This is a genomic window from Nocardia sp. NPDC051321 (genome assembly GCF_044455225.1).
Taxonomy (GTDB): Bacteria; Actinomycetota; Actinomycetes; order Mycobacteriales; family Mycobacteriaceae; genus Nocardia.
Genome location: NZ_JBITEM010000006.1, coordinates 1 through 17,848, shown reverse-complemented (window position 1 = coordinate 17,848; position 17,848 = coordinate 1). Strand labels below are relative to the sequence as shown.

Genomic DNA, 17,848 nt, shown 5'->3' with positions numbered 1-17,848 from the left:
TCCTTTCAGAGATGACTTGCGGATCAGTTCGGTGCCGGGGACGGGTTGGTCCGGCGAAAACGGGTGACCAGGGGATAGATCTGGCAACCCAGGCAAATCCCGAACGCCGCGTTCAAGAACGCGGCGAACAGGGCAAAGCCGGCGAAGACCGCGCCGACAACTGTGGAGCCGAGCGCGAAGCCCAGCAGGCTGACCGCGGCGAAGACCAGGCCGAGCAGCTGCGCGAACTTCAGCGGCGGCACGGGTTCGGTCTCGGTGGTCGGGGCCAGCCGCGGCGCGACGAACTTCGCGTAGACGCGGCCGTACGGATGCTTGCGCGGACCGTAGGCGGCGCCGATCGCGAAGACGACGGCTTGGATGGCGATGAGCACCGCGGCGGCGATGGGGGAGAAGATGGCGGCGATCAGCACCAGGACGAGCACGGCGGTGGTGACCCACGCGGCGAAGCGGGGTCCGCGAACATCGACCTGCCCGTTGGCAATTGGCGGATTCGGCGAAGTATTGCGGATTTCAGTGGACATTGTGCGTACTCCTGCGCTGGATGCGACTGATGGCTGGAAAATTGCCAGTTCGCCGGGGGATCAACGAGATCACTCGCACGGCGGACACAGGTCGGCGTCAGGAAATCTGAGAAAGCCGACCGCTCAGCGGCACAGGCAGCAACAACCACCGAGGCGGCACAGATCCACTGTGCGGCGTCGGGTGAGCATCAGCTCGTGGTTGTAAAGCACGAATGCAGTTTACCTAATCGAGCGGGAGAAAAGGACCCCGGGTTGATCACAGCTTCCCGGGGAACGTGTCAAGGCCGCTAAGCGGCGATGGTCAGCGGCTCGAGCGCGGAGCGCAGATCGGTCACCTTCGGCACGCCGGAGATCCGAAAGCGTTCGCGGCCTTCACTATCGAAGACGAACGTGGTCGGCAACGAGAGCACGTTCAGTTCCTTGGCGAGCACCGGCTCCGCGTCGATGTCGACCTCGATGTCCAGCGGCGGCTGCGGTGACTCTGCCAACTGACCGGTGACATCGGCGACGACGCGGCGCACCGCGGCACAGGGGCCGCACCAATCGGCGGAGAAGTGCAGTACGGCCGGGCCGGATCCGGTTGCCCCGACGGACGCGAGCAGATCTGCCCGCGCCGACCGGGTTTCGCTCACGTCGGCCACGCGAACCCTGCCGTTGCGGCCGCGCAGGACCATGCCGACCGCCAGCGCGGCAAGCAACATCACTGCCAGGATTGTGATTTCGATCATGGTTGCTGCAATCGGTCGAGGTCGATCGTCACGTTTACACCCTTGCCCTCAGCTACGATCCACCCGCCGTCCGCGCGCACCTTGGTGGGATGGACACCGAACGGCAATTCCTTGATGTCGATAGTACGGGTGAATCGCGCGAGCACCGCGGGGCGAATGGCCTCCGGGATGGCCTGCTCCGGGATCGTCTTCTCATTGCCTGCCTGCGCGCAGAAGCCCGTTGCGACCACCTTCACCTGGTCGCCGTCGAGCGACAGCTCGGCCTGGACGAAGACTTTGTTGCTTCCATATGTGGTGGTCGGCAATTCCGGCAGGCTGCCGAGCAGGCACAGCGGCTCGTCGCCGGTCGAGGTCATCCCGGACCCGCCCGATCCGCCGGTGCCATCGGATTTGTCCTGCTGCGGGCCACGCACCTGCAGGTCGGGGATGGTGAACAGCCTGCCGAGCTCGGTCGGGCCGATCCGCAGCGAACTCGCGACCTGCTCCGCGGGCACGTTGCGCAGGCTGCCGTCGACCAGGTCGTGCAGGGGTATCCGCACGCCGGTCAGATTCGCCTCGAATTCGTATTCCCCCGGTGTGTGCGGCAGATTGCCGCTCGCCCTGATCCAGACGTCGTCGTAGCGGCCGTCGATAGCCTGGGTGAGGAACGAAACCCCCCGGATGGCCACCGCCGGATCGGCGGGGAGATCGGCGCCCTGGCGTAGCGCGCGCGAGACCCGATATTCCGAATAGGCCGCGACGCTGAAATCAATGACTACTGCCAGTCCCGCGAGAATCAGCAGCCCGATGATGAGCTTGCGCATTGCTGAACCTTACAAGCGCTTGCGGGTCGCGAATGCGCGAGGCCGCGTCGGGAGCGGGGGGTGACGGTGCGTTTCTGGTATCAGACATATCACTCGACGGGACTCGGCGACCCGGATGGCGAGGTCATCGGGGTTGACGCGCTAATCTTGCATCCGAATTACCTGTGATCAGCGACGTGGCCCCGGCAGTGCGGCTGTTGTCCTCGGAGCTATGAGATGGGAGGAGAGCTTGTGGAGCTACTCCTGCTGACCTCCGACCCCAATCCCGACGCGGTGTTGCCTTCCCTGTCGTTGCTGGCGCACCACGTGCGTCCGGCGCCGACCGAGGTCTCCTCGCTGCTGGAAGCGGGTACCGCGGATGTCGCGCTGGTCGATGCCCGCACCGACCTGGCCGCCGCGCGCGGCCTGTGCCGGCTGCTCGGCAGCACCGGGTCGTCGGTGCCGGTGGTCGCCGTGCTCACCGAGGGCGGGCTGGTCGCGGTGAACGCCGACTGGGGACTCGACGACATCCTGCTGCCAGGCACCGGCCCGGCCGAGCTGGACGCCAGGCTGCGGCTGCTCGTCGGCCGCAACGGCGGCGTGGCCAGCCCGGAGAACTCCGGCAAGATCACCCTCGGCGAGTTGGTGATCGACGAGGGCACCTATACCGCCCGCCTGCGCGGGCGTCCGCTCGATCTGACCTACAAGGAATTCGAGCTGCTCAAATACCTCGCGCAGCACGCGGGCCGGGTGTTCACCAGGGCCCAGCTGCTGCAGGAGGTGTGGGGTTACGACTTCTTCGGCGGAACTCGCACCGTCGACGTGCACGTCCGGCGGCTGCGCGCCAAGCTCGGCACCGAGTACGAATCGCTCATCGGCACCGTGCGCAACGTCGGCTACAAGGCGGTGCGGCCGTCGCGGACGGCGGCCAAGGGCGAATCGGCCGCGGTTACCGAGGACGAGCAGGAGGGCACGGACGACGCGCCGCTCGCTCCGGTCACCGGCTCTGTGCAGTGAGCTCGGCGGGCCCGCCAGCCAATCCGAAACACCGGCACGTCATTATGTGTTCGCGTCGCGTTCAGCGCGACCGGCGTGGTGTTCGACGTGCCGCGGCGGGGCCGCCAACCGGCCTCGCCATGTCGCGAAATGCCGGGCTACGCAATGACGTTGTCCGGGTAGGTATCCCACTCGGGATGCCGCGCAGTGCGAGGAATGGAGCCCGATGAACGGCGTGGCAACACAGTGGACCGAGCGGCTGGATTCGGCTGCGGCCGCTGATGTTCGGCAACTGCTCGAGCGGGCGATCGGCACCGACGGTGTCGCCCCCATCTCCGAACAGGCCGTCCTGTCGCTGAGCGCGGCCGATGACCCCACAGTGCGGCACCTGATCGCCGTACGCGACGACGTGATCGCCGGCTACGCGAATCTCGTTCCGGCGCACGGCGAACACCCGGCGATGGTCGAGGTCGCCGTCGATCCGCCCGCGCGCGGGCACGGTATCGGCACCGGCTTGGTCGCCGCGGCGCTCGCCGAGGGCGGTCCGGGCACCCGGGTGTGGGCGCACGGAAATCTGCCCGCCGCCACCGCGATTTCCGAGCGGCTCGGGCTGCGCACCGCGCGCGAGCTCTGGCAGATGCGCCGCCCTCTGGCTACACCTGAGCTACCGGAGCTCGTCGCGCGCGGACGCGTGACGATTCGCACCTACGCAGGCCCCTCCGACGACGCCGAATTGCTGCGCGTGAACAACGCCGCGTTTGCCTGGCACCCGGAGCAGGGCGGCTGGACCCAACGCGATATCGAGGCGCGCAAGGCCGAGTCGTGGTTCGACCCGAAGGGGCTGTTCCTCGCGACCGACACCGCCGAGCCCAGCCGCGTTCTCGGATTCCATTGGACCAAAGTGCATTACGACGAGAACCCGGCCGTCGGAGAGGTCTATGTAGTAGGCATCGATCCGGCCGCGCAGGGCCGCGGACTCGGCCGCCTGCTGACGTTGGTCGGCCTGCATCATCTGCGCGACAGCGGCCTCGCCGAAGTGTTGCTCTACACCGAGGCCGACAACACCGCGGCCGTGCACACCTACACCCGGCTCGGCTTCGCTCCGGCGCACATCGATGTCGCCTATTCGGCCCCCTCAGCTGAATAGCCGGGGTCCCGCCGGGGACGTCCGAGTAAAACTGCGGCTAATGTCACACATAACGCCCCAATCGCGCTTGGCTGTTCACCCGCCGTTCACTCAGTTCAGTCCAGCTGTCAACCACGTGACTTTACGTTGATTGGTGGGCAGCCCACGGCTGCCTGGTGCGCAAGTTCCCCGCGAACAGCACCACATCACCCGTCCGGGCCAGGTGAGGGACCGGACGAGTAGGACGCCTTCCCGGAGGAATCAGTGAATCTCAAGCGCAGCAGCGCCCTCGTTGGTGTGCTGGCCGTCGGTGCCATGACGCTCGCCGCCTGTGGCAGCGACGACAACTCCAGCACCAGCAACGGCGGCACGACTGCCAAGTCGGACATCGCCTGCGGTGGCAAGAAGGCGCTCAAGGCGAGCGGCTCCTCGGCGCAGAAGAACGCGATGGACCGCTTCGTCGCGGCCTACGAGGCCAACTGCGACGGCAACACCCTGAACTACACCTCGAGCGGCTCCGGCGCGGGCGTCAACGAGTTCCTCGGCAGCCAGACCGATTTCGGTGGTTCCGACTCGCCGCTCAACGCGAAGAAGGACGAGATCACCAAGGCGCAGGACCGCTGCGGCGCGCCCGCCTGGAACCTGCCGACCGTCTTCGGTCCGATCGCCATCACCTACAACATCGATGGCGTCACCGATCTCGTGCTGGACGGCCCGACCGCCGCCAAGGTGTTCAACGGCGCCGTCGCCACCTGGGACGCCCCGGAGATCAAGGCGCTCAACCCGAACGCCAAGCTGCCCTCGGACAAGATCTCGGTGATCTTCCGCAGCGATGAGTCGGGCACCACCGACAACTTCCAGCTCTACCTGGACGCGGCCGCCGACGGCGCATGGGGCAAGGGCGCGGGCAAGGCGTTCGCAGGCGGTATCGGCGAGGGTGCGAAGGGCAACGAGGGCACCTCGGCCGCAATCAAGAGCACCAAGAACTCGATCACCTACAACGAGTGGGCGTTCGCGAAGTCGCAGAACCTGTCCATCGCGCAGATCATCACCTCGGCGAGCAAGGACCCGGTCAAGCTGACCGCGGCCTCGGCGGGCAAGTCCATCGACGGCGTGAAGGTCAAGGGCGAGGGCAACGACCTGGTGCTCGACACCAGCTCGTTCTACAAGCCGACCGAGGCCGGCGCCTACCCGATCATGCTCGCCACCTATGAGATCGTCTGCTCGAAGTACAAGGACGCGGACACCGCCAAGGCGGTCAAGGCGTTCCTGACCTCGGCGACCACCAACGGCCAGAAGGGTCTCGACGAGGCCGGGTACGTCCCGATCCCGGACAAGTTCAAGACCCGCCTGACCGCCGCGATCAACGCCATCTCCTGATCGCACCGTAGTAATGACCGTGCACCCTGAGGTGACCGCCGCGGGCTCGTCGGATTCGACGGGCCCGCGGGCGGCCGGAGACATTGCCCCCATGTCGAGTGATCCGAGCACCGAGCCCGCCAAAAAGGCTCGCCCTGCCCAAAGCAATCGAGCCGAGATCATCTTCCGGTCTCTGGCCACCGCCTCGGGCGCGATTATCGTCGCCGCTATCGCGCTGATCGCGTTGTTCCTATTGATCCGCGCGGTGCCCTCGGTCATGGCGAACGAAGCCAACTTCTTCACCAGTTCCGAGTTCAAGACCGGCGATGCCGACCATCTGCGGTTCGGCATCAGCGACCTGTTCATGGTCACGGTGTTGAGCTCGGCCTTCGCACTGGTCATCGCGGTCCCGATCGGCGTGGGTATCGCGCTGTTCCTGACTCACTACGCGCCGAAAGCGCTGGCGCGGCTGTTCGCGACGCTGACCGATCTGCTGGCCGCGGTGCCGTCGATCGTGTTCGGCCTGTGGGGTTTCCTGGTCCTCGCGCCGCACCTGAAGCCGTTGCAGCAGTTCCTGAACGACAACCTCGGCTGGTTGTTCCTGTTCTCCGACGGCAATGTGACGATCTCGGGCGGCGGCACGATCTTCACCGCCGGCGTCGTGCTGGCGGTCATGATCCTGCCGATCATCACGTCGGTCTCGCGTGAGGTCTTCGCGCTGACGCCGCCCGCACACATCGAGGCGGCGCATGCGCTCGGCGCGACGAAGTGGGAGATGGTGCGGATGACCGTGCTGCCCTACGGCCGCAGCGGTGTGATCGCCGGCTCCATGCTCGGGCTCGGACGCGCGCTCGGTGAGACCATCGCGGTCCTGGTCGTGTTGAAGACCTCGGCACAGGCAGGCGGCTGGTCGCTGTTCGACGGCGGTTACACCTTCGCCTCCCGGATCGCCGCCTCGGCCTCGGAATTCAGTTCACCGCTGCCGACGGGCGCCTACATTGCGGCCGGTTTCGTGTTGTTCGCGCTGACCTTCGTGGTCAACGCGCTGGCGCGGCTCGCGGCAGGCGGAAGGGTTAACGGATGACCACCACAACGCTCGACAAGCCGATCAAGGCGCCGACGTTCCGCGATGTGAGCTTCGGCCGCAAGATCCGCAACAACATCGCGACCGTGGTGGTGTGGCTCTGCTTCGGCATTGCCCTGGTGCCGCTGGCCTGGGTGCTGTTCACGGTGGTCAGCCATGGCATCGAAGCGGTGGCATCGCTGGACTGGTGGCAGAAATCGCAGAAGGGCATCCTGCCCGAGCAGACCGGTGGGGGCGTCTACCACGCGATCTACGGCACCATCGTGCAATCGGCGGTCGCCGCGGTGATCGCGGTGCCGATCGGCGTCATGGCCGCGGTGTACCTGGTCGAGTACGGCCGCGGCCGGCTGGCCAAGGTGACCACGTTCATGGTCGACATCCTCGCGGGTGTGCCGTCCATCGTCGCGGCGCTGTTCATCTTCGCGCTCTGGATCGCCACCTTGGGCTTTCCGCAAAGCGCACTGGCGGTTTCGCTGGCGATGGTGTTGCTGATGCTGCCGGTCGTGGTGCGCAGCTCCGAGGAAATGCTGAAACTGGTGCCGGACGAACTACGTGAGGCGTCCTACGCGCTGGGAATTCCCAAGTGGAAGACCATCGTTCGGATTGTCGTGCCGACGGCGCTGCCCGGCATGATCAGCGGCATCCTGCTTGCGCTGGCCAGGGTCATGGGCGAAACCGCGCCGGTGCTGGTGCTCGTCGGCTACAGCAAGTCGATCAACACCAACCTCTTCGACGGCAACATGGCGTCGCTGCCGCTGCTGATCTACCAGGAGCTGGCGAACCCGGAGGCGGCGGGTCGTGAGCGCGTGTGGGGTGCGGCACTGACGCTGATCCTGCTCATCGCGCTGCTCTACGCGGCGGCCGCGGTCGTCAACAAGCTGCTCACGCGGAATCGATAGGAAACTCAGATGGCCAAGCGGATCGACGTCAAAGACCTCAATATCTTCTACGCGAAATTCTACGCGGTCGCCGATGTGGACCTGACCGTGCTGCCGCGCAGTGTCACCGCCTTCATCGGCCCGTCGGGTTGCGGTAAGTCCACCGTGCTGCGCTCGCTCAACCGCATGCACGAGGTGACCCCGAACGCCCGCGTCGAGGGTGCGGTGCTGCTGGACGGCGAGGACATCTACGGCTCACAGGTCGACCCGGTGGGCGTGCGCCGCACCATCGGCATGGTGTTCCAGCGCCCGAACCCGTTCCCCACCATGTCGATTCGCGATAACGTGGTGGCCGGGCTGAAGCTGCAGGGCGTGCGGAGCAAGAAGGAACTCGACGAGGTCGCCGAGCGCTCGCTGCGCGGCGCCAACCTCTGGAACGAGGTGAAGGACCGCCTGGACAAGCCGGGCGGCGGCCTGTCCGGCGGTCAGCAGCAGCGGCTGTGCATCGCCCGCGCGATCGCGGTTTCCCCCGACGTGCTGCTGATGGACGAGCCATGTTCGGCGCTGGACCCGATCTCAACGCTGGCGATCGAGGACCTGATCACCGAGCTGAAGAAGGAATTCACCATCGTCATCGTCACCCACAACATGCAGCAGGCTGCGCGCGTGAGTGACCAGACCGGCTTCTTCAACCTGGAGGCTCAGGGCAAGCCCGGCCGTCTGGTCGAGATCGACGACACCGAGAAGATCTTCTCCAACCCTGGCCAGAAGGCGACGGAGGACTACATCTCCGGTCGCTTCGGATAGTCCGAGATCGGTTGGGACGAAAGAACAATGGCCCGCGCGGTGCGCGGGCCATTGTCGTGTGCACGGGGATCACGTTGCGGGCCCGCGCCTTTCGCGGTGGTCAGTGTTCGGCCGTCTCGGGTTCGGCGGACTGGATCACGTAGTTGTTCGGGCGGTGCTCGCGATCGGATTCGTTGCCGCGGGTCGGTGATGGCAGGCCGAAAAGGCTACTGCTGGCGGGTGTTGTCGCGGCGGGGCTCGCGGTGTAAGTGGCCGCAGGTGCGGCGGCGGGCTGGTCCGCTGCTGACTGGGAATGGGTGGTGTTGGGCGCTGGAGTCGTGCCCGGCGCGGGGGTAGTGCCTGCTGGGGGCGTGGTACCAGCTGGAGGTGTCGTGCCAGCGGGTGGCGTCGTGCCGGCCGGGGGTGTTGTGCCCGCTGGTGCGTCAGGCTTTCCGGCGGGGGCCTGATGCGTGCTGTCGGGGGTTGGGCCCGGTGTGTTCGTCTTCGAGTGGTCGGCAGGAGTGTTGTCGACCGCGTGATCGACGCTGGTGATGATCTTGTCCGCGGCGTTGGCAAACTTTTCCGCCGCGTTGCCCGCCGAGTCGATCAAGCCCTTGCCTGCGTCGCCGCCCGCCTTGATGATGTCGTCCCAATTGTCATCGAGTTTGCCGATCGCGTCGATCAAGGTCGGCACGCTCCCGGTGATTCCGCCGACCGTGTTGATCAGGCTGATGACGTTCGTCGGCGTCCAGGAATTCGGATCGTTGGCGGAGCCGGATCCGACCTTGGTGGTGTCCGTCAGGGCGGCCGTTTTGGTGGGGTCTGTGGTGTTGGCTTTAGTCGGGTCTGTGGTTTTGGTCTTGTTGGGGTCTGTGGTGTTGGCCTTGGTCGGATCTGTGGTTTTGGTCTTGTTGGGGTCTGTGGTGTTGGCCTTGGTCGGATCTGTGGTGTTGGCCTTGGTCGGGTCCGTGGTGTTGGCTTTCGACGGGTCCGTAGTGTCCGCAATGTTTTTCGGACTGCCGGCCGGTTGCGTCTGTGGGTCCTGCGATTTATTCTGCGCCGCCGCCGGAACCGTGTTCGCGGGCTGGTCGGCGCTGATCTCCTGCGCGGTGAGCGTCGACTTCGGCGCGCCGGTGACCGTGTCGAGCGGATCGCCGTCGCCGAGCGCCGCGCTCTGCGTATGCACCGCCGTGTTCGCCTGCTCGATGGCGGTGGTGATGCCGGCCTGGGTGCCGACCATCTCGTTGAGTGCGGTGGTGATCGCCGTTTGATGGGTATGCAGGTCGTCCTCGCTGGAGCCGTCACCCGACGCGGTGACCTGCCAATCGTCGGACACCTTGAATCCGGCGGTGGTGGCCTCGGTGACCTTGTCCAGCAACGACTGCCGGTATCCGGTGAGCGTGTTCCCGCCGTTGATCAGCGCGTTGGCGAGCTCGGTCGTCTCCTGTGCCATTTTGCTGGCAGTGTCGCGATCACCGGCTATCCGGTCGTAGGCCGCGTAATAGGCGTCACCGCTCCAGTGTGCACCCGCGTCTCTGATCTGGGTGACCGTCTGATCGATCAGCGTGCTGAACTCGGTATTGCGGGTCTTGATTTCCTCGCCGGCCTCGTTGAGTTTCCAAGGCTGCCATTGCGTTTGGACCTGGCTGAGGGTCGGGGTCTTGTCGCCGCTCTTCATTGCCCGCCACCCAGCTTCTTCAGGCTGTCCCGGAAATCCTGGTCGGTCACTTCATAGTTGGCGGCACCACCCTTGGCGATGTTGGATATCGCCTTGCCGCGCTGCGCCATTCGCAGCCATCCGGCCTCGATGTTCGCCCCGGCCGTTGCGCAGGCGTCGGTCACCGTGGAGCCGGGCAGCGCGGCGCTCAACGCGTCCGTTGTCGTGCGCACCTTCAGCGCGCCGATCTCGCTACTGACCTTGTCCATCGATGCGGCCAACGCGCGCAGCTCTGTTGGATCGACCTTCATGTTCCGCCCCCTCTGCGCCGTAACTCCCATAACGGCATCCTCGTAGCGAGCCATGCATTGCTCAGCTACGCGGCTAATCTTTCATGCCCGGCGCGTGAGACGTCAAGCCCCACAACGGGAAACTGCCTGCCATCTTATCCGGATGGCAGGCAGCCGCTCACTAAGATTCGACGTCGGGGTCCGGCGGCAACACTCCGGTGACCAGGAAGATGACGCGACGGCCGATCTCGACGGCGTGGTCGGCGAAGCGCTCGTAGTAGCGGCCGAGCAGGGTGACGTCGACGGCGGCGGCGACACCGTACTTCCAGTCGCGATCCATCAGCAGTGTGAACAGGTGACGGTGCAGGTCGTCCATCGCCTCGTCGTCCTCGTTGAGCTGCGCGGCGCGCTCCGGGTCGCGCGTCTCGAGCACCTCTTTGGCACCGGCGCCCATGTTGACCGCGATGCGGCCCATCTCGGCGAAGTAGCCGTTGACCGACTCGGGCAGCGCGTGATTGGGGTGGCGCCGCCGGGCCACCTTGGCCACGTGCAACGCGAGCGCGCCCATCCGATTGACGTCGGCCACGATCTGGATCGCGCTCACCACCTGCCGCAGATCACCCGCGACCGGCGCCTGCAGCGCGAGCAGTGCGAACGCCCGCTCCTCGGCATCCTGGATCAGCTCGGCGATACGGTCGGACTCGGTGATCACCTGCTCTGCCAGAGCGAGGTCGGCCTGGAGCAGCGACTGGGTGGCCCGGTCCATGGCCGAGCCCGCCAGACCGGCCATCTCGCCCAACAGGTGGGCGAGATCGGCCATTTGCTCGTTGTAGATGACACGCATAAAACCAGACATTAGTTCCCAGCGCTGACCAAGTCACGAACGGAGGGTGAATGACCGGTGCCGAACGTTAGCGCCGGTGTTGCCGCAGGTCGCGCCTTCGGTTACTTGCAGGTCTCATCCGCCGCGTTGACGTGCTCCAGGTCGGAGGGCAAAGTGACCGGCGTCGCAGCCGCCATCGCGGGCGCGTTCGAGATCTGATCGCCGACCGGTGTCGGCGCGCGCACCGTGCCATTGAAGTCGCCGCCGATGACGACCTCGACGATACCGCCGAGATCGCTCGCCGATTCCAGCAGCGCGCCGGGTATCGAGCTGGCCACCGTGGCCGCCGCGGCCTCCTGCCCGGCACCGTAGCGGACCTTGGAGGTGACCTCGCTGCCGCCGGAGTAGTTGCCGATATTGAAGATGCCGAAGCCCTGGTTGCCGAGCTTGGTCGCGGCCCGCTGGGCCAGGCCCGAGGTGCCGGAGCCATTGGACACCAGCAGCGACACCGTGCTCGGGTCGACGGCGGTCAGCTTCGGCGGGGTGGGCGGTGCCGACGGAATGGAGCCGGGTGCCGGGGTGATCTTCTTCTCGCCGGGCAGCGGCTGGTCGTCGCGGATCGCTTTGAAGATCGCCTTGATGTCCTGCTCGCGCGGGATCTCGTTGCCGTACGAAGTGGTGCCCGCGGTGGGGATGGTCAGGAAGGTGACGGTGCCCGCATCCAGCTTCTGCAGCGAACGGCCGAGGGTCAGCAGGTCCGACGGTTGCACCTTGTCGACCCAGGTGTGCTTGGTGAATTCGTTGATGAAGCTGTTCAGCTTGCCCGGATCGAAGAGCACCTTGCTGGACAGCGCACCGCGCAGCAGCGAGGCCATGAACCGTTGCTGCCGGTTGATCCGGTCGTAGTCGCTGCGCTCCTCGCCGTAGACATGCCTGGCGCGCACGTAGTTCAGCGCGGTCGCGCCGTTGACCATCTGCTTGCCGGGGTTCTCCAGCACGGTGCCGAGGATCTCGTCGTTGATCGGCTTCGGCGCGCACACCTGGACGCCGCCGATCGTGTCGACCATGGCCTCGAACCCGGCGAAGTCGACCGCGATGAAGTGATTGATCGCGCTACCCGTCATCCGCTGAATCGTGGTGAACAGGCACTTGGGCCCGCCGAGCGCGTAGACGGCGTTGAGCTTGTCGCCGATGGCCGACGGGAAGGTCTCGTTGGTGTACTGGACCTTGTCGTTGTCCCAGCCGTTGCACTGCGGCCTGGTGACGTCGAGGTCGCGCGGGAACGAGACGACCACGACGCGGGAACGGTTCTTCGGGATGTTCACCAGCATGACGGTGTCCGCGCGGGAACCCTCGGCGTCGTCGAGCGTGCCCGCGCCGACCTGGCTGTTCACGCCTGCGCGGGTGTCGGTGCCGACGAGCAGATAGTTCTCGTCACCGAGCTGCGCGTCCGAGTCGACGACGTCGTCGTTGTTGTCGACGATCGCCGAGATCTGGGTGAAGTTGTTGCCGGTGCTCCGCAGGTAGCTCCAGCCGCCGCCGGTGGTGAGCAGACAGAGCACCGCGAACATCGCCAGTGCGCCGCGGCCCGCAACGCGCAGCCGCTTGTTGCGGCGCTGCTTGCTGGCGGCCAGCCGGGACAGCGGCGCGGCGCCAACGGGTTTGGGTTGTGCGGCACCGGTTTCGTCGTTGGTTGGCCACTCGGTCTTCTTGCGCTTGGCGCGGGTGGTCTCCTCGAGCGGGGGCAGGATGTCGGTGACCTCTTCGGCCGTTTCCTTCGCCCGCGCCGGTGGGGTGGATTTCCTGCCGTCCTCGGCGGGGCCGCGACGGTTTGGGATTCGTGCGGCGGGCGTGCCCGCGATGTCCTGGACGACCGGTGAACCGGCGGTGCGTGGTGGCGGGCCGTCGGCGGAGCGCCGGGGGGTCTGCTCGGTCGGACGGGCCGGTGCCTGACGCCGGGCGGCCGGATCGCCCTGGCGGCGGGTTGCCTGGTCTGGTTGGCGTGGCGCGTCGTTCGGGCGGCGGTCCGGTTGGCGTGGCGCGTCGACCTGGCGGCGCGGCGGTTCGGCCGAGCGTCGTTGAGTCGGTTCGGCGGGGCGTGGGTCAGGTCCTGCCGCGCGCGTGCCTCGATTCGGCGCGCCGCCGGTCTCCGCGGGCGGGGCCGCGCGGCGTCCCCGGCGGCCGGAGCGCTCGTTGTCGACCTTCTGAACCAGATCCTGCACGGTCAGCGGTGCGTTGCCCGCGTCGGCGGTGGCATCGGTATGCCGGGCTCTGCGCGACGACCGAGAGCCGTCTCGCTCGTCGTTGTCCTCCGTGGGATAGCGCTCCCACGGGGCGCGATCTCCGGGCCGAGGCGAACGCCCGTGCCGATCGTCACCCACCAACGAACCTCGCTTTTCGTCTACGTCGCCGCCTCGGGCCGTACTCGACCGGCATGACCGATTCCGCAATGATAACGATTCCGCCACGGCGGGCCACCTGAGTGCGAAATCGAATTGGCCACAGTCTGGTTTGGATACCCGATTCGCGGTCGCTTCGCCTGGGTATCAGCCGTCCGTGATCGCCCGGTTTTCAGCCGCCGCTGTGCATTACGTCGGCGCCGTGCGGCACCGAGGGGTCCTGCGGGTCGTCCAGCCAACCGTGCGGCAGCGCGACTTTGCCTGGGGAGCCTTGTCTTCCGCGTGGACCCTCGGCATCCTTGGGGAACGGAGCCGTCGGATCAAGCTGCCCGACAAGGTCTTCCAGCTCGGTGAGCCGGGACACCGTCGCGAACGAACGCCGCAGATCGGCCCCCACCGGGAAGCCCATCAGGTACCAGGCCATGTGCTTGCGCAGGTCGCGCATGGCCTTGTCCTCGCCGAGGTGCTCGGACAGCAGCGCGGCGTGCCGGTACAGCACCTCGCCGACCCGGCCGAGGTTCGGCGGCTCGGGCAGCGCCTCGCCGCGCAGCGCCGCCTGGAGTTCGGCGAACAGCCACGGGCGGCCCAGGCAGCCGCGGCCGACCACGACGCCGTCGCAGCCGGTTTCGTCCATCATCCGGACCGCGTCGGCGGCGGCGAAGATATCGCCGTTGCCGAGCACCGGAATCGTGCTGACGGCCTCCTTGAGCCGCGCGATGGCCGACCAGTCGGCTTGGCCGGAGTAGCGCTGCGCGGCGGTTCTGGCGTGCAGCGCAACCGCTTGCGCGCCTTCGGCTTCCGCGATGCGTCCGGCGTCGAGGTAGGTCTGGTGGTCGTCGTCGATGCCGATCCGGAACTTGACCGTCACCGGGATGCCCGCCGGTTCGGCCGCGCGCACCATGGTCCGCACGATCTGGCCGAACAGCGCCCGCTTGTACGGCAGCGCGGCACCGCCGCCGAGGCGGGTGACCTTGGGCACCGGGCAGCCGAAGTTCATGTCGATGTGATCGGCCCAGCCCTCGCCGACAATGATCCGCACGGCCTCGCCGAGGGTGGCCGGGTCGACGCCGTACAACTGCATCGACCGCGGCGACTCGTCCGCGTCGAACGACATCATCTCGAGCGTCTTCTCGTTGCGCTCGACGATCGCCCGCGCGGTGATCATCTCGCAGACATAGATAGAGGTAGGGCTACCGAACTCGCGGCACAGCTTGCGAAACGCCAGATTCGTGATGCCCGCCATCGGCGCGAGCACCACCGCCGGATCGACCGGATACGGCCCGATCCGCAGCAAGCTCTTCGCCCCGGTAGTCATCGTCACGCCGTCCAGTGTCTCATTGGACGCGCAGCCGCTGCCGCTTCCCCTCAGGAGCATGGTGTCAAATTGCAACCATGCTCGATACGCTGGAGGTATGACCCACAAGCCCACCACTCCGGTGACGCTTCGCCTGCCGACCGATGTGCATGCGCGCGTGTCCGCATTGGCGGAGGCGGAGCACATCAGCCTGAACGCAGCGCTGGTTCAGGCTGCCGACCTGTGGGCCACCGAGCGAGTACGCGGTCAGCTTGTCGCCTCCGCGGTGGACGATGTGATAACCCGGCGCAGCGAGCTCCTGGCACGGTTGCGGGACGCATGATCTACCTGAGCACCGAAGACTTGATCCGAATCAATGGATTGCAGGTAGGCGGGAGTCCGGCCGTGCGCGATGTCGGCTTGGTCGCTTCCGCAGCGGCGCGTCCAGCGACGGTCGCTTTCGGTGTCGAGGCATACCCGGCAGTAGCTCACAAGGCGGCGTCGTTGTTGCACTCGATTGTGTGCAACTACCCGTTTGCGGACGGCAACAAGCGAACCGGATGGGTGGCGTGCGAAGCCTTCCTCCTGGCCAACGGACACCGCACTACGCTCTCCGACGATGATGCTTTCGACCTGGTGATCAGAACTGCCACGACATGCTCGGAAATCGAAGTCGCCGATATCGCAGCAGCTCTGCACGTGCTCTGAGACAGTCGATCAGCCCAGCTCGGGCAGTCGGTCGGCCAGGTCGGTGAGATTCCATGGGCCTTCGGTTTCGATGGTCTTGGTGGCGGTCCAGCCGTTCAGGGCGGAGATGGCGCCGCCCTGGACGGCGAAGACCTTGCCGGTGATGGGGCACTTCTCCTGGGCGAGGTAGGCGACGATGGGGGAGATATTTTCGGGGGCGAAGGCGTCGAACTCGCCTGCGGGGACCTCCTCGGCGAACATGGCGCCCATGCCGGGGGTGGCCAGGGTGAGGCGGGTGCGGGCGACGGGGGCAATGGCGTTGGCGCGCACGCCGTATCGCTCCAGTTCGAGTGCGGCTACCTGGGTGAGGGCGGCGATGCCCGCCTTGGCGGCGCCGTAATTCGCTTGGCCGGGGTTGGGCATGAAGGTGCCCGATGCGGAGGCGGTGTTGATCACCGACGCGGCCACCTGCTGGCCCGCCTTCGACTGCTGTTTCCAGTACGCGGCGGCATGGTGCAGCACCGCGAAATGGCCCTTGAGGTGCACCGCGATCACGGCGTCCCACTGCGCCTCGTCCATCGCGGCGATGAACGCGTCGCGCAGGATGCCCGCGTTGTTGACCAAGATGTCCAGCCCGCCGAACGCGGTGATCGCCTGTTCGACAAGGGCTTTCGCCCCCGACCAGTCGGCGATGTTCGCGGTGTCGGCGACCGCGCGCCCGCCCGCCGCGACGATCTCGTCGACCACCTGCTGCGCTGGTCCGGCGTCGGCGCCGACGCCGGAGTTGTTGCCGCCGAGGTCGTTGACCACGACGGCGGCCCCTTCGGCGGCGAGCAGTAGCGCGTGTGCCCGGCCGATGCCGCGGCCTGCACCGGTGACAATCGCGACGCGTCCGTCCAGCGAACCCATGGTGTTCCTTTCGAGGGGGAAAGCGCGGTCAGGCGAGCAGACCGGCGAGATTGGCGAGGGAGGCTTCGAGTTCCTTGGTGGACGCGCGCTCGATGGCGCCGCCGATCGCGCCGACCATCATCTGGCTGATGAACTCCGCGTCGATGGTGACCAGAGCAGCGTTGTCGCCCTTGGCTTCCGCCGTGAGCGTGAAGCTGATCTGCGCGCCGGCCAGGCCGACTCCGGAGAACTTGGTCGAGTTCGGGGCGTCGTAGGCGTCCACGGTGAAGGTGATGGTGTTCGCCATCCCCATGATGGTGAGCACCTCGGTCATGGTGGCCCCGGCGGACAGCTGCGCGGGCGGCAGCTCCTTCCATTTGGTGTGCACCGTCAGCCACTCTTCGAAGCGGCTCGGGTCGGACAGCACCGCCCACACCTTCTCCTGCGCGGCCGGAAACTCCCTGGAAACCTTGGCCTGTGCCATGGTGGTTCCCTAAGTTTGTAGGTGTCTGGGGTTGGTGCCCTGGATGCCCAGAGCGGTGGGGTGTAGCTGATGATTGTTTGCCTCTGGCGAGGCTCGAGGAGACTGGCTGCTCCGCCGCGCTGGACGCTCCGGCTGCTGATTGAGAGCTTGTTGCGGTCGTCGCTGGTTAGGGATCTGACGGCGGGGTTGTCCACGGGCTGAAACTGCGAGGTCAGGAGCACGTGGGTGGCAACTCGCCCTCAGATCTGGGTCGGGATCGACGTCGGCAAACACGCCCATCACGCATGCGGGGTCGACGAAACCGGGAAGACGGTGTTCAGTCAGAAGTTCGGCAACGACCAGGCCGCGATCGAGGCGTTGATCGCACGCACCGACCAAGCCGCCGACCGGGTGCAGTGGGCGATCGATCTGACCAGCCCGATGGCGTTGCTGCTGATCACAGTGTTGTTGGCCGCCGAACAATCCGTGACGTATGTGCCGGGCCGGGTGGTGAATTCGATGACCGGTAGCTTCCGCGGCGAGGGCAAGACCGACGCCAAGGACGCGAAGGTGATCGCCCAGAGCGCCCGCCTGCGTTCCGATCTCAACCAGATCGTGATGCCTGATGAGCTCGTGGTCGGGTTGACCCAGCTGACCAGCTACCGCACCGATCTGATGGCGGATTGGGTGGCCGGGATCAACCGGTTGCGTGCGCTGCTCGGGTCGATCTTTCCCGCGTTGGAGGCCGCGTTCGACTACTCGAACCGGACTCCGCTGATCCTCGTCGCCGGAATGTGCACCCCTGGCGAGATCCGATCGGCCGGAATCGACGGCGTCGCAACACATCTCACCGACAACGACGCGTGGAGACCGGGCATCGCCAAGACCGCCGCCGCCGCGATCGATGCCGCCACACGCCAGAGCCTGGCCCTGCCCGGTGAGGCCGACACCGCGATGCTGGTCAAACGCATCGCGCGCAAACTCCTCGATCTGGACCGTGAAATCAAGGACACCGACAAACTCATCACCACGCGATTCCGGGAACACCCCTGGGCGCGCATCATCGAATCCCTGCCCGGTATGGGGC

19 protein-coding genes are annotated in these 17,848 nt (G+C 66.6%); 9 read left to right on the top strand and 10 right to left on the bottom strand.

Annotation, left to right across the window (positions count from 1 at the left end; translation table 11 throughout):
• Nucleotides 1-23: 23 nt before the first annotated feature.
• The 3 genes from ACIA8C_RS14935 to ACIA8C_RS14925 form a co-directional block, all read right to left on the bottom strand.
• Nucleotides 24-521 (bottom strand): DUF4395 domain-containing protein, encoded by a 498-nt coding sequence (locus ACIA8C_RS14935; protein WP_397134818.1) that lies wholly within the window; start codon nucleotides 519-521, stop codon nucleotides 24-26.
• Nucleotides 522-808: 287 nt separating this feature from the next.
• Nucleotides 809-1,249 carry a thioredoxin family protein gene (locus tag ACIA8C_RS14930; protein WP_397134816.1) on the bottom strand — a complete coding sequence of 147 codons (441 nt, stop codon included), beginning with the start codon at nucleotides 1,247-1,249 and terminating at the stop codon, nucleotides 809-811.
• Nucleotides 1,246-2,052 carry a DUF2993 domain-containing protein gene (locus ACIA8C_RS14925; protein ID WP_397134814.1) on the bottom strand — a complete coding sequence of 269 codons (807 nt, stop codon included), beginning with the start codon at nucleotides 2,050-2,052 and terminating at the stop codon, nucleotides 1,246-1,248. The genes ACIA8C_RS14930 and ACIA8C_RS14925 overlap by 4 nt, the downstream gene beginning before the upstream one ends.
• Nucleotides 2,053-2,283: 231 nt before the next feature.
• Here ACIA8C_RS14925 and ACIA8C_RS14920 point away from each other — a divergent pair, with 231 nt between their 5' ends.
• From ACIA8C_RS14920 to pstB, 6 genes are all read left to right on the top strand, one after another.
• Nucleotides 2,284-3,048 (top strand): winged-helix domain-containing protein, encoded by a 765-nt coding sequence (locus ACIA8C_RS14920; protein WP_397135649.1) that lies wholly within the window; start codon nucleotides 2,284-2,286, stop codon nucleotides 3,046-3,048.
• Nucleotides 3,049-3,253: 205 nt separating this feature from the next.
• On the top strand, nucleotides 3,254-4,174 hold the full coding sequence (gene mshD / locus ACIA8C_RS14915) for a mycothiol synthase (RefSeq protein WP_397134812.1): 921 nt from the start codon (nucleotides 3,254-3,256) through the stop codon (nucleotides 4,172-4,174).
• A 243-nt stretch (nucleotides 4,175-4,417) separates the two neighbouring features.
• Nucleotides 4,418-5,533: a phosphate ABC transporter substrate-binding protein PstS gene (gene pstS, locus ACIA8C_RS14910; protein WP_397134810.1), complete on the top strand. Its 1,116-nt coding sequence runs from the start codon at nucleotides 4,418-4,420 to the stop codon at nucleotides 5,531-5,533.
• A gap of 91 nt (nucleotides 5,534-5,624) precedes the next feature.
• On the top strand, nucleotides 5,625-6,596 hold the full coding sequence (gene pstC, locus ACIA8C_RS14905) for a phosphate ABC transporter permease subunit PstC (RefSeq protein ID WP_397135647.1): 972 nt from the start codon (nucleotides 5,625-5,627) through the stop codon (nucleotides 6,594-6,596).
• A complete protein-coding gene (pstA, locus tag ACIA8C_RS14900) occupies nucleotides 6,593-7,495 on the top strand; it encodes a phosphate ABC transporter permease PstA (RefSeq protein ID WP_397134808.1) in 903 nt (300 codons plus the stop codon). The genes pstC and pstA overlap by 4 nt, the downstream gene beginning before the upstream one ends.
• Before the next feature lie 9 nt (nucleotides 7,496-7,504).
• A complete protein-coding gene (gene pstB, locus ACIA8C_RS14895; protein WP_397134806.1) occupies nucleotides 7,505-8,281 on the top strand; it encodes a phosphate ABC transporter ATP-binding protein PstB in 777 nt (258 codons plus the stop codon).
• 100 nt (nucleotides 8,282-8,381) lie between these two features.
• On the opposite strand, the gene ACIA8C_RS14890 is transcribed toward pstB, so the two are convergent.
• The 5 genes from ACIA8C_RS14890 to dusB form a co-directional block, all read right to left on the bottom strand.
• Entirely contained in the window at nucleotides 8,382-9,938 is a 1,557-nt protein-coding gene (locus ACIA8C_RS14890; protein WP_397134804.1) for a hypothetical protein, read from the bottom strand.
• Nucleotides 9,935-10,228 (bottom strand): type VII secretion target, encoded by a 294-nt coding sequence (locus tag ACIA8C_RS14885; RefSeq protein ID WP_397134802.1) that lies wholly within the window; start codon nucleotides 10,226-10,228, stop codon nucleotides 9,935-9,937. The genes ACIA8C_RS14890 and ACIA8C_RS14885 overlap by 4 nt, the downstream gene beginning before the upstream one ends.
• Before the next feature lie 160 nt (nucleotides 10,229-10,388).
• Nucleotides 10,389-11,051 (bottom strand): phosphate signaling complex protein PhoU, encoded by a 663-nt coding sequence (gene phoU, locus ACIA8C_RS14880; RefSeq protein ID WP_397134800.1) that lies wholly within the window; start codon nucleotides 11,049-11,051, stop codon nucleotides 10,389-10,391.
• A gap of 101 nt (nucleotides 11,052-11,152) precedes the next feature.
• Entirely contained in the window at nucleotides 11,153-13,411 is a 2,259-nt protein-coding gene (locus tag ACIA8C_RS14875; protein WP_397134798.1) for an LCP family protein, read from the bottom strand.
• Nucleotides 13,412-13,601: 190 nt separating this feature from the next.
• Nucleotides 13,602-14,744: a tRNA dihydrouridine synthase DusB gene (gene dusB, locus ACIA8C_RS14870; RefSeq protein WP_397135645.1), complete on the bottom strand. Its 1,143-nt coding sequence runs from the start codon at nucleotides 14,742-14,744 to the stop codon at nucleotides 13,602-13,604.
• 97 nt (nucleotides 14,745-14,841) lie between these two features.
• Here dusB and ACIA8C_RS14865 point away from each other — a divergent pair, with 97 nt between their 5' ends.
• The gene (locus tag ACIA8C_RS14865) at nucleotides 14,842-15,066 is read left to right on the top strand and encodes a toxin-antitoxin system HicB family antitoxin (RefSeq protein ID WP_397134796.1); all 225 of its coding nucleotides are present in this window, start codon (nucleotides 14,842-14,844) and stop codon (nucleotides 15,064-15,066) included.
• Nucleotides 15,063-15,431: a type II toxin-antitoxin system death-on-curing family toxin gene (locus tag ACIA8C_RS14860; RefSeq protein WP_397134794.1), complete on the top strand. Its 369-nt coding sequence runs from the start codon at nucleotides 15,063-15,065 to the stop codon at nucleotides 15,429-15,431. The genes ACIA8C_RS14865 and ACIA8C_RS14860 overlap by 4 nt, the downstream gene beginning before the upstream one ends.
• Before the next feature lie 9 nt (nucleotides 15,432-15,440).
• On the opposite strand, the gene ACIA8C_RS14855 is transcribed toward ACIA8C_RS14860, so the two are convergent.
• Together ACIA8C_RS14855 and ACIA8C_RS14850 are read right to left on the bottom strand one after the other, a co-directional pair.
• Nucleotides 15,441-16,319, bottom strand: a complete 879-nt coding sequence (locus tag ACIA8C_RS14855; protein WP_397134792.1) for an SDR family oxidoreductase — start codon at nucleotides 16,317-16,319, stop codon at nucleotides 15,441-15,443.
• A 28-nt stretch (nucleotides 16,320-16,347) separates the two neighbouring features.
• On the bottom strand, nucleotides 16,348-16,782 hold the full coding sequence (locus tag ACIA8C_RS14850) for an SRPBCC family protein (RefSeq protein ID WP_397134790.1): 435 nt from the start codon (nucleotides 16,780-16,782) through the stop codon (nucleotides 16,348-16,350).
• Nucleotides 16,783-17,007: 225 nt separating this feature from the next.
• Between ACIA8C_RS14850 and ACIA8C_RS14845 the strand changes: the two genes are divergently transcribed.
• On the top strand, nucleotides 17,008-17,848 hold an 841-nt coding region (locus ACIA8C_RS14845; protein ID WP_397134788.1), incomplete at its 3' end, for an IS110 family transposase.